This is a genomic window from Nocardia acididurans, assembly GCF_016741815.1.
Lineage (GTDB): Bacteria > Actinomycetota > Actinomycetes > Mycobacteriales > Mycobacteriaceae > Nocardia > Nocardia acididurans.
Genome location: NZ_JAERRJ010000002.1, coordinates 298,693 through 312,131, shown reverse-complemented (window position 1 = coordinate 312,131; position 13,439 = coordinate 298,693). Strand labels below are relative to the sequence as shown.

Here is a 13,439-nt window from a genome sequence, read left to right as displayed (position 1 = left end):
GCGTGTCGGGCGATGCTGCCGCCAGAATGTTCGGCATGGCTGAAACCGGGGTGTGGTTGGACGTACGCGATGCGAATGACGATGGGGGACAGGGCGACCCCGCACCCTGGGTGGATACCGCCCGATATCCGCTGGACGCGCCCGGCGGCGACGGATGGGCCGCCGCCGTGGCAGCGGCCCGCGCGGATCTCGCCACCGACGGCTGTACCGTCCTACGCGGCTTCATCCGCCCCGAGTACGTGCACACCCTGCGCACCGAGGGTGTCGCCCTGGCCCCGCACGCCTACTACACGGTCGAGCGCGTCAACGCCTACAACATTCCGCTCGACACCGAACTCCCCGCCGATCATCCCGGCCGCCACGTGCTGCGGCGCGGAAACGCCTTCGTGGCACGGGATCTCATCCCCGCCGAGGCGATCATCCATCGTCTCTACACCGACCGGCACTTCCAGCGTTTCGTGGCCGACTGCTTCGATCTGCCCGCCCTCCACGAATATCCGGACCCGCTGGCCGGACTCACCCTGAACGTGGTCGCCCCGGGCATGTCGCACCCCTGGCATTTCGACACCAACGAATTCACCGTCAGCATGCTCACCCAGGAGCCCGAGTGCGGCGGCGTCTTCGAGTACTGCCCGAACATCCGCAGCCGCACCGCCGAGAACTTCGCCGACGTGAACGCCGTCCTCACCGACCACGGCGACCATCTGATCCGCCGCCTCGACCTGAAACCCGGTGACCTGCAACTGTTCCAGGGCCGCTTCTCGCTGCACCGGGTGGCGCCGGTGGGCGGCACCATCCAGCGCCACTCCGCGATCTTCGCCTACACCGACACCCCCGGCCTCATCGGCACCCCGGAGCGCACCCGCCAGCTGTTCGGCCGCACGCTGCCCGAACACCATGCCGCGCAATCACTGCGTGGCGACCGGCTGCTGGACTGACGGCTCGTCGACCGGAACGCCGGGCGTGGTGAGGGCGGCCGCGTCGAGATCGCCGCGGCGCATGGTGGCCAGGGCGATCACACCGGCGATCGTCGCGACCACCGCCGCCAGCACCATGGCACTGTGCAGCCCGCTCACGAACGCGGCCTGTGCGGCATCGTGCACCGCCGCGCCGACCGCCGCGGGTAGCTCGGCGGTGAGCGCGGCCGGGCCGCCCGCCGCGACCGCCTCGCCCGCCTCGGATGTCCTGTCCGCGAACACGGTTCGGGCCACCTCGGATTCCTCGAAGGCCGCGGTGACCCGGTTCTGGAAGAACGCGCCGACCGCCGCGATGCCGATGGCCATACCCGCCTGCTGGAAGGTCTCGTTGACACCCGAGGCCATCCCGGCCCGGTCGGGTGTGGTGACCGCGATGGAGAAGGCGGCCCGGGGCGGATTGAACATGCCCATGCCCAGCCCGATCAGCACCATGGCCGGAATGAGCGCCGTCCACGTGGATTCGGCGTCGACCAGCAGGATGGCGAGAAAGCCTGCCGCGACCAGGAATTGCGACGCGCCCATGAGCAGCGCGGGCGCGACCTTGGCCACCAGCGCGCCGGTGGCCGCCGCGGCGACGAACAGCATGAGGGTGAGCGGCAGGAACCGCAGTCCGCTGGCGAACGCCGAATGCCCCAGCGCGTTCTGCACATACGAGATCAGCAGGAAGATGGCGGACATGACCGCGAACGGGCCGAGCGTGGTGACGGCCGAGAGGCCGTTGAACGTGCGGTTGCGGAACAGCGTGAGATCGAACAGCGCGCGCTCGGGACGGGTGATCTGGAGCATCGTGAAGACCGCGAGGCAGACCCCCGCCAGCGCGAAGTATCCGATGATGCGCGCGCTGGACCAGCCGTCGGCCTCGCCACGCAGGAAGCCGAGCACCAGGAAGAACAGGCCCGCCGAGAAGGCCGTCATCCCCGCCCAATCCACCGGAGGCGGTGTGTCGCTGCGGGATTCGCGGATCTTCCGATAGCCCACCACCAGCGCGGCGATCGTCACCGGCACATTGACGAGGAAGATCCAGCGCCATCCGGCCGTCTCGGTGAGCCCGCCGCCGATCAGCGGCCCGAAGGCGATGGCCAGTCCGGCCACCGCGCCGAACACGCCGAAGGCCATCCCGCGATCCCTGCCGCGGAACTCGTGCCCGATCAGCGCCGGGCCGACCGCGAAAAGTATTGCGCCGCCGAGCCCCTGCGCGAACCGGGCCAGGATCAGCATGAGGTCGTTCACCGCCAGCCCGCAGGCCAGTGAGGCCAGCACGAAGACGATCAGGCCCACATCGAAGACGCGTTTGCGCCCGAGCCGATCCGCCAGCGACCCCGCCGCCAGCAGCACGGCCGCCAGCCCGAGCGCGTAGGCATCCAGAATCCATTGCAGGGCAGAGAAAGTGGAGTCGAAGGCCCGCCGGATGTCGGGCAGGGCCACGTTCACGACCGTCAGGTCGAGCATGAGCATGAAGGTGGACAGCGAGACCACCACCAGCGTCCATACGGCGCTGCCGGATCTGCTGTGCGGGAGTGTGTCGTCGAACCGGTGCTCAGCCATCGGCGAGCCCCCTCCGTATCGCCGGGAATGTAATCTTTCGCGTAAGTAATCAAACGATTACTTCGCAATTCCAGACCGTAGTAATCAAACGATTACTTGTCAATCGGTGCAGCGTGATAGCTTGTCGGCATGGTCAGGCTGAGCGCGGCGGAACGCCGGGAGAAGATCCTCGAGGCCGCGGAACGAGCCTTCTCGCGCGGCGGTTACGCGGGGACCAGCACCGATATGGTCGCCCTCGAAGCCGGAGTCTCGCAGCCGTACGTGGTGCGCATGTTCGGCAGCAAATCCGATCTCTTCCAAGAGGTGTTCGACCGCGCCGTCACCGAACTGCTGGCCGCCTTCACCGCCGAACTCGACGAGCCGGGCACGGCCGGGGATCCGGCCGTCTGGGAACGCCTCACCGCCGTCTACAACGGCTTCGTCGAGGACCGGGATGTACTGGTGATCCTGCTGCAGGGTTTCAGCGCCGCCGCCGCGCACCCCCAGATCGCCGCCGCCGCACGCCATTTCGTGTCGGCGCTGTTCTCACTGCTGGTCGAGCGCACCGGCTGCCCGCCCGAGCGCGCACAGCAGTTCATCGCCGGCGGCATGCTGCTCAACGCCCTGCTGGCGATGGACGCCGCCGGGCACGCCGCCGACGATCCGGCGCTGGCCGCGCTGTCGGCCTGCGCCCTCGGCGAAACCTGCGGCGGCACCGGCGGACCCGCCTGATTTCGCCCGGAAAGTGCGCGCGCATCGACCCGCGGGCCTCGATCCGATTGCTACGGTGGGCTGATGGGGCCAGCGAAGATTGTCATCGTCGGTGGTGGTTTCGCCGGAGTGGAATGCGCGCGCATGCTCGAGCGCAAACTCCATCCGGACGAGGCCTTCGTACAGCTGGTCGCGCCCAGCTCCAGCCTGCTCTATCTACCGCTGCTGCCGCAGGTGTCCTCCGGCGTGCTCAGCCCGCGCGCGGTCACCGTCTCCACCCGCCGGGTGCTCAAACGCACCGAATTCGTGCCCGGCATGGTCGTGGGCGTCGACCCGAAGACGCGCCAGTGCGTGGTGCGCCGGGCCTCCGGGGTGGAACTCGCGCTCGAATACGACCACCTCGTGCTCACGCCCGGCAGCATCACCCGCATCCTCGACGTTCCCGGGCTGCAGGAGCACGGCTTCGGCATGAAGACCCTCGCCGAGGCCCTGTACCTGCGCGACCACGTGCTGCGGCAGCTGGATGTGGCGGCCGTGCGCGGGGACGAGGAGGAGGACCGGGAGCGGCTCAGCTTCGTCACCATCGGCGCGGGCTACGCGGGCACCGAGACCGCGGCCGTGCTGAACCGGCTCACCCGGGCGGCGGCGAAACGGTACTTCCCGCGACTGGACCCGAGTCATGTGCGCTGGCGTCTGGTCACGCACGGTGACCGGCTCATGCCCGAACTGGGTGAGCGCCTGGGCGCGGACGCCAAGGAGATCCTGGCCAAGCGCGGCGTCGAATTCGTGCCGGGGCTGTCGGCCGCCCAGGTCACCGCGCGCAGTGTGACGCTCACCAACGGTGAGGTGATCCCGACCCGCACGGTGATCTGGACGGCCGGCGTCGCGCCCAGCCCGCTCGCGGGGCATCTGGGTGCGGATACCGTCAAGGGGCGGATCGTGGCCGATACCGATCTGACCGTGCCCGGGCTGGAGGGCGTCTGGGCGTGCGGTGACGCGGCCGCCGTGCCCGATCTGACCAAGGGCGGTGAGGTGAAGTGCGCGCCCACCGCGCAGCACGCCATCCGGCAGGGACGCCACCTCGGCAAGAATCTGGTGGCCGCCCTGCGCGGCAAACCCCGCAAACCCTATAAGCATCCCGATCTCGGCATGGTGGTCGACCTCGGCCGCTGGGATGCGCTGGCCCGCCCGCTCGGCATCGGATTGAGCGGTGCGCCAGCGCAATTCGTGGCGCGCGGCTACCACCTGTTCGCGCTGCGCACCTTCGCGGCGCGGACGCGGACCATGTTCGACTGGGGGATGCACGGGATCACCGGCGACGACTTCATGCGCATCGGCTACTCCGACTACCCGACCCAGACCATCGGCGGTTTCGAGCGAACCTCGGACTACCTGACCGCCGACGAGGTCGCCAAGGCCCTCGACGTCGATCCCGAACTCGCATGAATTCTGTTGTAGCGCAGTAAAGCAACGTTGCGCTGCTTCGTTGTGAATCTCCACGAAACCGAGCAATCCCGTCGCATCCTGGTCAGAATGGTCGCTGTACTGCGACCGGGGGCTGGGTACACGCGTGCGCCTCGGTGGCCGGCGACGCGACCCCACGGTGCGCAGCGCGACCGCTGGATTGAGAGGGGATGTACGTGCCGGTTTCTTTGCACAGCACCGGAAAAGCCTCGTTCGACGAGATCTACGAACGACCTGATCCGCGCGAATACTATGCGCGCATGAGCGAATTGGATTACCGCATACCGGAATTGGCGAAACCCTACTTCCAGCGGTTCATTCGCGAATGCCAGGAGGATCGGGGCGGCACCGGATTGACCGTGCTCGACATCGGCTGCTCCTACGGGGTGAACGCGGCACTGCTGCGCTGGGACACCGGGATTCGTGATCTCGCCGACCACTACCGTTCGCACACAGGCGATCTCATCGCCCGAGACCGGTCCCGGCTGGCCGCTGGGGACAAACTGCCGGGTGTCCGGTTCGTCGGAATGGATGCCTCGCGTCCCGCCCTCGACTACGCCCGCGCCGCCGGGCTCCTACACGACACCGTGCACGCCGACCTGGAAGCCGCCGACCCCACCGAGGCGCAGCGGCGCGTCCTCGCCGACGCCGACCTGGTCATCTCCACCGGCTGCGTCGGCTACGTCACCGGCTCCACCCTGCTGCGCGTCGCCCGCAGCGCCGAAAACCCGCCCTGGATGGCGCATTTCGTGCTGCGCATGTTCTCCTTCGAACCCATCGCCACCGAGCTGCGCGCCCTCGGCTACCGTACGCAGCGACTGCCCGGCGCCTTCCGGCAGCGGCGTTTCGCATCTCCTGCGGAACAGTCGCAGGTGCTGAATACTCTGGAAGCCAACGGCATCGACACCGCCGGTCGCGAATCCGACGGCTGGCTGTACGCCCAGCTCTACCTGTCCCGCCCCGCCCTGAATCTACCCACCGATCACGAGGACATCCCTTGAGCGAACGGACCTTCGCCTACGACGATCAGCTCCCTCGCGTTCCCCTGCCCACCCTGGAGGAAAGCGGAACCCGCTTCCTGCACTGGTGCGCACCGCTGCTGTCCGACGACGAGTACGCCGCCACCGCCGCGGCCGTCGAGGATCTGCTGCGCCCGGACGGACCGGCGCGCACCTTGCACGCGGATCTCGAGCGCTACAACGCCGAACCCGGCGTGGGGAGCTGGCTGGATGAGTTCTGGCCCTCGCGCTACCTCGGCCGCCGCGACCGAATCGCGTTGAACGCCAACTTCTTCTTCCTCTTCCGCGACGACACGGCGCTGGCCGCGTCCACCACCTCGGATCAGGCCGAACGGGCCGCCGCGCTGGTCGCCGCCTCGGTGAACTACAAGCTGCGCCTGGACGCCGAGGAGATCCCCCCGGCCACCCAGCGCGGCACGCGACTCGCTATGGCGCAGAACAAGTTTCTGTTCTCCGAGACCCGTATCCCCGGCATTCCGCAGGACACCGTGCGGGTGCCCTACAGCGAGGACTGGCCCGGTCACTCCGAGGCCCGTCACATCCTGGTGTTCTTCCGCGGCAACATGTTCCGGATGGACGTGCTCGGCCCCGAGGGCGTGCCGTACACGCCCGAGGATCTCGCCGCCGGACTGCGCTCGGTCATGAAGGCGGGTGCGCGCCGCGCGGCCACCAACGCCTCGCCCGGCCACCTCACCACCCTGGCCCGCGTCGAGTGGGCGCCGGTCTACGAACAGCTGCACGAGACCAACGCGGCCGCCTTCGAGACCATCGAAACCGCGCTGTTCTGCCTCTGCCTGGAGGATTTCGCCCCGCGCGACACCCTGCACGCGTGTGATCAACTGCTGCACGGCGACAGCGGCAACCGCTGGTTCGACAAGGCCGTCTCGTTCATCGTGTTCGCCGACGGCCAGGCCGGTATCAATGTCGAACACTGCGGCCTGGACGGCACCACGATCCTGTCCTTCGTGGACGCCCTCCTGGAAGCGCCCGTCGACGCGCACGCCGCGCAGGCGGGCGCGCAGCCGCAGGGCCTGCCCGCCACCGAACCGGTGGAGTTCACCCTCGACACCGCCCAGAAGTCCGTAGTCGCCGGTGCGGCAGCGGCTTTCGCCCAGTTCGCCGCCGACAATGCCACCAGCACCGTGTCCTTCGACTTCGGCACCCAGCGGGCCAAACAGCTGAAGATCTCCCCGGACGCCTTCGCCCAGCTGAGTTACCAACTGGCCCACCGGCGTTCGAAGGGCCTGACGGGCGCGACCTACGAATCCATCGCCACCCGCCAGTTCCGCAACGGCCGCACCGAGGCCATGCGCGTGGTGACCCCCGAAATCCTGGATTTCGTTGCCACCATGGAGGATCCGGCCGCCGACGACGCGCGGAAGCTGGCCGCCGTCCGCACCGCCGCCGAGGCTCACGTCCGCCGAGCGCAGGAATGCCAGCGCGGCGAAGCCCCGGAACAGCACCTCTGGGAACTGCAGTGGATCCAGCGCCGGCGCGGCGCGCAGCTCGGGGCCACCGAGCCCATGCCGTTCTTCGACAGTCCCGGCTGGACCATCGCCCGCGACGACTACCTGTCCACCAGTTCCGCGCCGTCGGTGAACATCCAGTACTTCGGTTTCGGCTGCACCAGCCCGAAATGCATCGGCATCGCCTACGTGCTGTTGCCCGATCGCTGGAATCTCTACCTCGCCACCCCGAAATCGGTTGCTGCCGAAATGCACACCTTCGCCGCCAACCTGCGCACCGTGACCGAGGAGCTCGCCGCTCTGCTCGCAGCGGAGTAGCCGTTGGTCCCGCTGTCCGGTCGCCGCACCGGACAGCGGGAGTTATGCGAATAATGAATTACTCTGCGGCCGACCGGCTCCGGCGATTCTCGGTACGCTGAACCGCGTGATTACGCTTCGAAAGGAAGACGGCGCAGCCGATCTCGCGGGCATCAGCAAATTGAGCGTCGGGGTCAGCTGGGATCCGTCGGCGGGGACCAGCGGCGGGTTGCTCGGCATCGCCCGCCGGAAGAAAGGCGTCGACCTGGATCTGGTCGCCATCCTCATGCAGGGTGCCGAGCCGGTCCGGTTCGCGGGACTCGATTCCCTCGATCCGCTGGGCAACGGGTCGGTCGTGCACACCGGCGACGAGCAGACGGGCGCGGCCACCGGCGACGACGAGACCGTGCACGTCACCTTCGGGAATGTGCCCACCGCCATCGACGCCATCATCTTCGTGGCCGCGGCGTTCAAGAAGGGCACCTCCTTCGAGAAGGCCAACAACATCTCCTTCAAGGTCTACGACGCCAGCGGCGGCAGCAGCTCACAGGTCGCCGACATCTGGCCGTCGCTGCTGGGCGCCGACAACGCCAATGCCATCGCCCGCGCTTTCCGCAACGGGCCCAACTGGCAGCTCGAGGTGCTCGACCGCAAGGGCAAGATCAAGCAGGGCGATATGCAGGCACTCCTGCGCTTCGCCATGGCCTGAGTCACTTCTCGAAGCGTTCGAACCCGCGCACGATACCGGGCAGTTGCGGTAGGTGTGCGCGGGTCTGCGAGAATCAGTCACCGTGAAATCTTTCGAGGCCCTGTTCGCCGAGCTGCAGGATCGTGCCGTCAACCGACCCGAGGGGTCCGGTACCGTCGCCGCCCTGGACGCCGGTGTGCATGCGCAGGGCAAGAAGGTGCTCGAAGAGGCCGGCGAAGTATGGCTGGCCGCCGAACACGAGAGCGACGAATCCCTCGCCGAGGAAATCTCCCAGCTGCTGTATTGGGTGCAGGTGCTGATGGTGGGCCGCGGACTGCGGCTCGAGGACGTGTACCGACATCTGTGACGAAACGACGCTGTACCGCACAACCCGTGCGGCCCGCCCCGTCCCGTCCACCGCTGTCGTCCGCACGCCCCCCATCCCGTCCCGAAAGGACACCCTATGCTCCGCGTCGCCGTACCCAATAAGGGCGCGCTCTCCGAGGCCGCCGTCAACATCCTGTCCGAGGCCGGCTACCGCGGCCGCAAGGACTCCCGCGATCTGAGCGTCCTCGATCCGGCCAACCAGGTGGAGTTCTTCTTCCTGCGGCCCAAGGACATCGCCATCTACGTCGGCTCCGGCGAACTGGATCTCGGCATCACCGGCCGCGACCTCGCACTGGATTCCGGTGCGCCCGTACAGGAACGCCTCTCGCTCGGCTTCGGCCGCTCCACCTTCCGCTACGCCGCGCCCGCCGGGCGCGAATGGAAGGTCGAGGACCTCTACGACAAGCGCATCGCCACCTCCTACCCGAACCTGGTGCTGAGCGATCTGGCCGCGCGCGGCATCGAGGCCGAGGTCATCCGCCTCGACGGCGCGGTCGAGATCTCCATCCAGCTCGGCGTGGCCGACGCCATCGCCGACGTGGTCGGCTCGGGTCGCACGCTGCGCCAGCACAATCTGGTCGCCTTCGGCGAATCCCTGTGCGACAGCGAGGGAGTCCTCATCGAGGCCAAGGGCGCCGACCAGACCGACAAGGCCCGCAACCAGCTGGTCGCCCGTGTCCAAGGTGTCGTCTTCGCCCAGCAGTACCTGATGCTGGACTACGACTGCCCCAAGGAACTCCTCGAGGCCGCCATCAAGATCACTCCCGGCCTGGAGTCGCCGACCGTCTCCCCGCTCACCGATCCCGGCTGGGTCGCCATCCGCGCCCTGGTGCCGCGCAAGAACGGCAACGAGCTCATGGACCAGCTCGCCGACCTCGGCGCGAAGGCCATCCTGGCCACCGATATCCGCTCCTGCCGCGCCTTCTGAACCGCAGCACGCCGAAACGCCCGGACCGTGAATACGGTCCGGGCGTTTCGCTGTGCAACGGCCTAGGTGTTCAGGCAGGGCAGCGCCGCCGAAATGCTCTGCAGCGCACAGACGATCCCGTTGAGCGCACCCGACGACCCGGTCTCGGGCACCAGGGTGCCGACGGGCTGCGGCGTCGCCCCGATATCGCCGCTCTGCGACGACCCGAAGCCGAGATCGCACGGCACGTACTTGGCGGAGGACCCGGCGTGCTGACCGGTCAGGTAGCACAGCAGGTTGTCCACCGTGCTGGAGCCGGTGCCGATGTCCTGGAGTCCGGCCGCGGCCGGACTCGTGCCGGGACGCGGGTCGAGCGGTGCCGCGCTGGCGGGAGCCGCGATGAATCCGATGGAGAGTACGACGGCGGCGGTGAGCACGAGTCTGCGCATGAGGTTTCCTTCCCCTCGAACACCCGCGAGGGTGCGAACGAGGGGAAGGCTAGCCCAAATCGGTACTGTGTGAAGCGGTTTCGTTTCGCAATGGGCTCAGCCATGCGGCGCAGGGCGTCGGCTCATCGGCCTGATCGGATCGCACCCCGGCGACGAGCGCGCCGATCTGATCGAGAGCGCGAGACAGGTGGTCCAGGTTCATGACATCCTCCGAATGCTGTGGTCACCCGGTTGGACGGTCCCTGGCGGCGGAACTCATCGCGGCCGCTGGATGCGTCACGGATGTTCGACCACCAGGGAGAGCTGCACCGCACGGTCGGCCCCATCGGCCGGGTAGGGCGGCGGGGTGCCGCCGAACTCCGGGCACAGGGCCTTGAAATCGCAGTACTGGCACATCCAGCTGCGGCTGGGCGGGAAGTCGCCGGTGTGCGCGGCGGTGCTGATGGCCGTCCAGAGTGCGGCGACGACGCGCTCGAAGCGGCGTAGTTCGTCGGCGTCCGGTTCATAGGTGAGGGTCTGGCCGTCGGTCAGATAGAGCAGGCGCAATTGGGCGGGCGGGGTGCCCAGGCTGTGCAACAGGACCAGCGCGTAGAACTTGAGCTGGAACATGGCCCGCATCTCGTGGTCCGGGCCCGGCGCGCGGCCGGTCTTGTAGTCGATGACATGGAGGTCTCCGGCGGGGGAGCGGTCGAGCCGATCCACGAAGCCGCGCAGCGGAACCCCTTCGGGCAGTTCGGCTTCGATGAAGGCCTCACAGGATTCCGGATCGAAGGCCGACGGGTCCTCGAGCCGGAAGTAGATGCTCACCAGATCGCGCGCCTCGGTGAGAAATCCCTCGAGCTCCTCGGGGGCGATCAGATCGGTCAGCTCCGCGCGCGAGGCCAGCAGCCGTGCCCACGCCGGTGCGATCAGGGTGACGGCCCGGTCGAAGTCGCGGTCGCTCGCGGGCAGGCCGAACAGATCCTCCAGAACGGCGTGCACCAGTGTGCCCCGCACCGCGGCCCGCGACGGCGGCTCCGGAATCCGATCGATGGCACGCAGCCGGTACTTCAACGGGCACTGCTTGAAATCGATTGCCCGAGAAGGGGACAGCGCGAGCTTGCGCGGCGCGGTGCCCGCAGACTCTGGGGTATGCAAATGCTGGCTCATCTCTGTGTGTCAGTTGGTGTTGATCGGCTATCGTCTGTGTGTTCGATTCGGTAGTTCCGAAGCGGTGACAGGGGGATCGGGGTGCGCCACAAACAGGGGGTGCGGTACGAACTGGCACCTGACTTGCAGCAGCGGGAGTCGATGGGAAGCCATGCCGGGCTGTCGCGAGTAGTCGAGAACTTCTGTCTTGAAACGGTTCAAAAAAAGTGGGCCCAGCGCAAAGCTGAGGAGTCCTATGGATTCACCGGCGACCAGCTGACCCAGGTTCCATGGACCGCGCCTGCACTGGAAAGGGAGTGGCGCGCAGCCCATCCCGAACGTTTTCCGTGGTTCGGAGCGGCGAAGCTGTCTTCGCGGGTGCCCAAAGAAGCCTGTCGGGTACGCGCGGCTGGATTCAGTAATTTCCTCAAATCCAGGTCCGGAAAACTGGTGGGTGCCCGGGTAGGGTTCCCGAAATGGCGCACACGCAAGCACGAAAATCGGTTCCGTTACGACGCTGACCGTGCAAAACCTCTCGGTACCAGGGCTGTTTGGTTGCCGGGCGTAGGGACGATCGCTACGCGCGAGGACATGGCGTGGCTTACCGACCGCCTGGTTGATGGAACCGCCCGGATTCTGGGAGCGACGGTGCGCGAACGATCGGGTCGCTGGTGGGTGTCCTTCCAACTCGAAGTCGACCGCGCGGAGCTCAACGAGCGCCGCCGAGTGCCCGGCAACGCTCCGCAATCCGGAATCGATCTGGGGCTCAAGACCTTTGCGACAATCCGCGATGGGGACGGCAACGTTGAGGAGATCCCCGCGCCCAAACCTCTGAGACGCGCGCTGCGAACGCTGCGGCGTGCCAATCAGAAACTCGCGCGCTGCCAGGAAGGATCGAAGAACTGGCACAAAGCCAAGGCACGGGTTGCCGAGTTGCATCTGCGGATCTCGGCTAGACGCACCGATTTTCTGCACAAGCTCACCACGAGGTTGGCGAGAACCAAGTCGGCGATCGCGGTGGAAACACTGAACGTAAGGGGTATGGCCGTCAACCGGAGGTTGGCACGGGCGGTTACTGATGCTGGGTTCGCCGAGTTCGTGCGACAACTCGAGTACAAGACAGCCTGGTATGGGTCGCGTTTGTGGAAGGCCGATCGATGGTTCGCGTCGTCGAAGACGTGTCGGCCATGCGGTCGGATCCACCACGGCCTGGTACTGGCTGATCGTGTCTGGACATGCGCGGGTTGTGGTGTCCTCCATGATCGTGACCACAACGCGGCCGGTAATCTGCTCGATGCCATGTTGTCCGATTTCGCTTTGGGCGATGTGGTCTTCGCCGGGAAGTTCCCTGGAGACGTGAAACGCCTGGCCGAGACCAAGTAAGACCACGACTCCCTCTGGGGGTCGGGCGTTGGTCAATGACGCAGGAAGAGCCTCAGCGCTGACAAACACTGAGGCTCACGCAACGGTAGTGATCGCTGGTACCGACATACCTGACAAGCTAAACGGTGGCACCGACAAGGTGTGCCCACATTTCAGCGGCAACTACGCGGCGAAACAGACAACACAGGACGGAGATCCATGACGGCCAGACGGACCGGCCCTTTCCAGATCGGTGACCGGGTACAGCTGACCGACGCCAAGGCGCGCAAGTTCACGGTCATCCTCGAGGCGGGCAAGGAATTCCACACCCACGCCGGGCATATCGCGCACGACGATCTGATCGGCGCGGACGAGGGCTGTGTGGTCACCTCCGCCAAAGGCACGCCGTATCTGGCCCTGCGGCCGCTGCTGACCGACTACGTGCTGTCCATGCCGCGCGGCGCGGCGGTCATCTACCCCAAGGACGCCGCCCAGATCGTGCACGAGGGCGATATCTTCCCCGGCGCGAAGGTGCTCGAGGCCGGTGCGGGCTCGGGCGCGCTCACCTGCTCGCTGCTGCGCGCGGTCGGCCCCGAGGGCAAGGTCATCTCCTGGGAGATCCGCGAGGACCACGCCGAACACGCGGTCAAGAACGTCGAACGCTTCTTCGGCGAACGCCCCGACAACTGGGAACTCACCCTCGGCGACGTCGCCGAATACTCCGGTGAACAGGTCGACCGCGTCATCCTCGACATGCTCAAGCCGTGGGACACCCTCGACGCCGTCTCCAAGGCCCTCATCCCCGGCGGCGTGCTCATGGTCTACGTGGCCACCACCACCCAGATGTCCGAGGTCACCGAACACCTGCGCCGCCAGGGCTGCTGGACCGAACCGCGCGCCTGGGAATCCATGGTCCGCGGCTGGCACGTGGTCGGCCTGGCCGTGCGCCCCGAACATCGCATGCAGGGCCACACGGCCTTCCTGGTGAGCGCCCGCCGCCTCGCCGACGGCGTCACCGCCCCCAAACCGCAGCGCCGCCCGTCCAAGGGCTGAACGGCGG

At 67.4% G+C, this 13,439-nt stretch carries 13 protein-coding genes; 10 read left to right on the top strand and 3 right to left on the bottom strand.

What is annotated here, in order from left to right; all coding sequences use genetic code 11:
• Nucleotides 1–35: 35 nt before the first annotated feature.
• Nucleotides 36–938 carry a HalD/BesD family halogenase gene (locus JK358_RS05845; protein WP_232850817.1) on the top strand — a complete coding sequence of 301 codons (903 nt, stop codon included), beginning with the start codon at nucleotides 36–38 and terminating at the stop codon, nucleotides 936–938.
• On the opposite strand, the gene JK358_RS05840 is transcribed toward JK358_RS05845, so the two are convergent.
• Complete coding sequence (locus tag JK358_RS05840; protein ID WP_201944545.1) at nucleotides 909–2,522, bottom strand: MFS transporter; 1,614 nt, start codon at nucleotides 2,520–2,522, stop codon at nucleotides 909–911. The genes JK358_RS05845 and JK358_RS05840 overlap by 30 nt on opposite strands.
• A 129-nt stretch (nucleotides 2,523–2,651) precedes the next feature.
• On the opposite strand from JK358_RS05840, the gene JK358_RS05835 reads away from it, so the two are divergent.
• The 7 genes from JK358_RS05835 to hisG all read left to right on the top strand — a co-directional run bounded on the left by JK358_RS05835 (nucleotide 2,652) and on the right by hisG (nucleotide 9,461).
• Nucleotides 2,652–3,233: a TetR/AcrR family transcriptional regulator gene (locus JK358_RS05835; protein WP_201944538.1), complete on the top strand. Its 582-nt coding sequence runs from the start codon at nucleotides 2,652–2,654 to the stop codon at nucleotides 3,231–3,233.
• A gap of 63 nt (nucleotides 3,234–3,296) precedes the next feature.
• Nucleotides 3,297–4,658 carry an NAD(P)/FAD-dependent oxidoreductase gene (locus tag JK358_RS05830; RefSeq protein WP_201944536.1) on the top strand — a complete coding sequence of 454 codons (1,362 nt, stop codon included), beginning with the start codon at nucleotides 3,297–3,299 and terminating at the stop codon, nucleotides 4,656–4,658.
• Between the two features lie 278 nt (nucleotides 4,659–4,936).
• On the top strand, nucleotides 4,937–5,677 hold the full coding sequence (locus JK358_RS05825) for a class I SAM-dependent methyltransferase (protein ID WP_232850816.1): 741 nt from the start codon (nucleotides 4,937–4,939) through the stop codon (nucleotides 5,675–5,677).
• Nucleotides 5,674–7,479, top strand: a complete 1,806-nt coding sequence (locus JK358_RS05820) for a choline/carnitine O-acyltransferase (RefSeq protein WP_201944532.1) — start codon at nucleotides 5,674–5,676, stop codon at nucleotides 7,477–7,479. The genes JK358_RS05825 and JK358_RS05820 overlap by 4 nt, the downstream gene beginning before the upstream one ends.
• A gap of 106 nt (nucleotides 7,480–7,585) precedes the next feature.
• Nucleotides 7,586–8,167: a TerD family protein gene (locus JK358_RS05815; RefSeq protein WP_201944529.1), complete on the top strand. Its 582-nt coding sequence runs from the start codon at nucleotides 7,586–7,588 to the stop codon at nucleotides 8,165–8,167.
• Nucleotides 8,168–8,249: 82 nt separating this feature from the next.
• The gene (locus tag JK358_RS05810) at nucleotides 8,250–8,513 is read left to right on the top strand and encodes a phosphoribosyl-ATP diphosphatase (protein ID WP_029923562.1); all 264 of its coding nucleotides are present in this window, start codon (nucleotides 8,250–8,252) and stop codon (nucleotides 8,511–8,513) included.
• 96 nt (nucleotides 8,514–8,609) lie between these two features.
• The gene (gene hisG, locus JK358_RS05805) at nucleotides 8,610–9,461 is read left to right on the top strand and encodes an ATP phosphoribosyltransferase (RefSeq protein ID WP_201944521.1); all 852 of its coding nucleotides are present in this window, start codon (nucleotides 8,610–8,612) and stop codon (nucleotides 9,459–9,461) included.
• A gap of 62 nt (nucleotides 9,462–9,523) precedes the next feature.
• Here hisG and JK358_RS05800 read toward each other — a convergent pair whose 3' ends face one another.
• Both JK358_RS05800 and JK358_RS05795 read right to left on the bottom strand, forming a co-directional pair.
• Nucleotides 9,524–9,889: a hypothetical protein gene (locus tag JK358_RS05800; protein ID WP_201944519.1), complete on the bottom strand. Its 366-nt coding sequence runs from the start codon at nucleotides 9,887–9,889 to the stop codon at nucleotides 9,524–9,526.
• Nucleotides 9,890–10,165: 276 nt separating this feature from the next.
• Nucleotides 10,166–11,026: a RecB family exonuclease gene (locus JK358_RS05795; RefSeq protein ID WP_232850815.1), complete on the bottom strand. Its 861-nt coding sequence runs from the start codon at nucleotides 11,024–11,026 to the stop codon at nucleotides 10,166–10,168.
• 111 nt (nucleotides 11,027–11,137) lie between these two features.
• Here JK358_RS05795 and JK358_RS05790 point away from each other — a divergent pair, with 111 nt between their 5' ends.
• On the top strand, nucleotides 11,138–12,400 hold the full coding sequence (locus JK358_RS05790; RefSeq protein ID WP_201944515.1) for an RNA-guided endonuclease InsQ/TnpB family protein: 1,263 nt from the start codon (nucleotides 11,138–11,140) through the stop codon (nucleotides 12,398–12,400).
• A gap of 198 nt (nucleotides 12,401–12,598) precedes the next feature.
• Nucleotides 12,599–13,432 carry a tRNA (adenine-N1)-methyltransferase gene (locus JK358_RS05785; RefSeq protein WP_181579056.1) on the top strand — a complete coding sequence of 278 codons (834 nt, stop codon included), beginning with the start codon at nucleotides 12,599–12,601 and terminating at the stop codon, nucleotides 13,430–13,432.
• The last annotated feature ends 7 nt before the right edge of the window (nucleotides 13,433–13,439 follow it).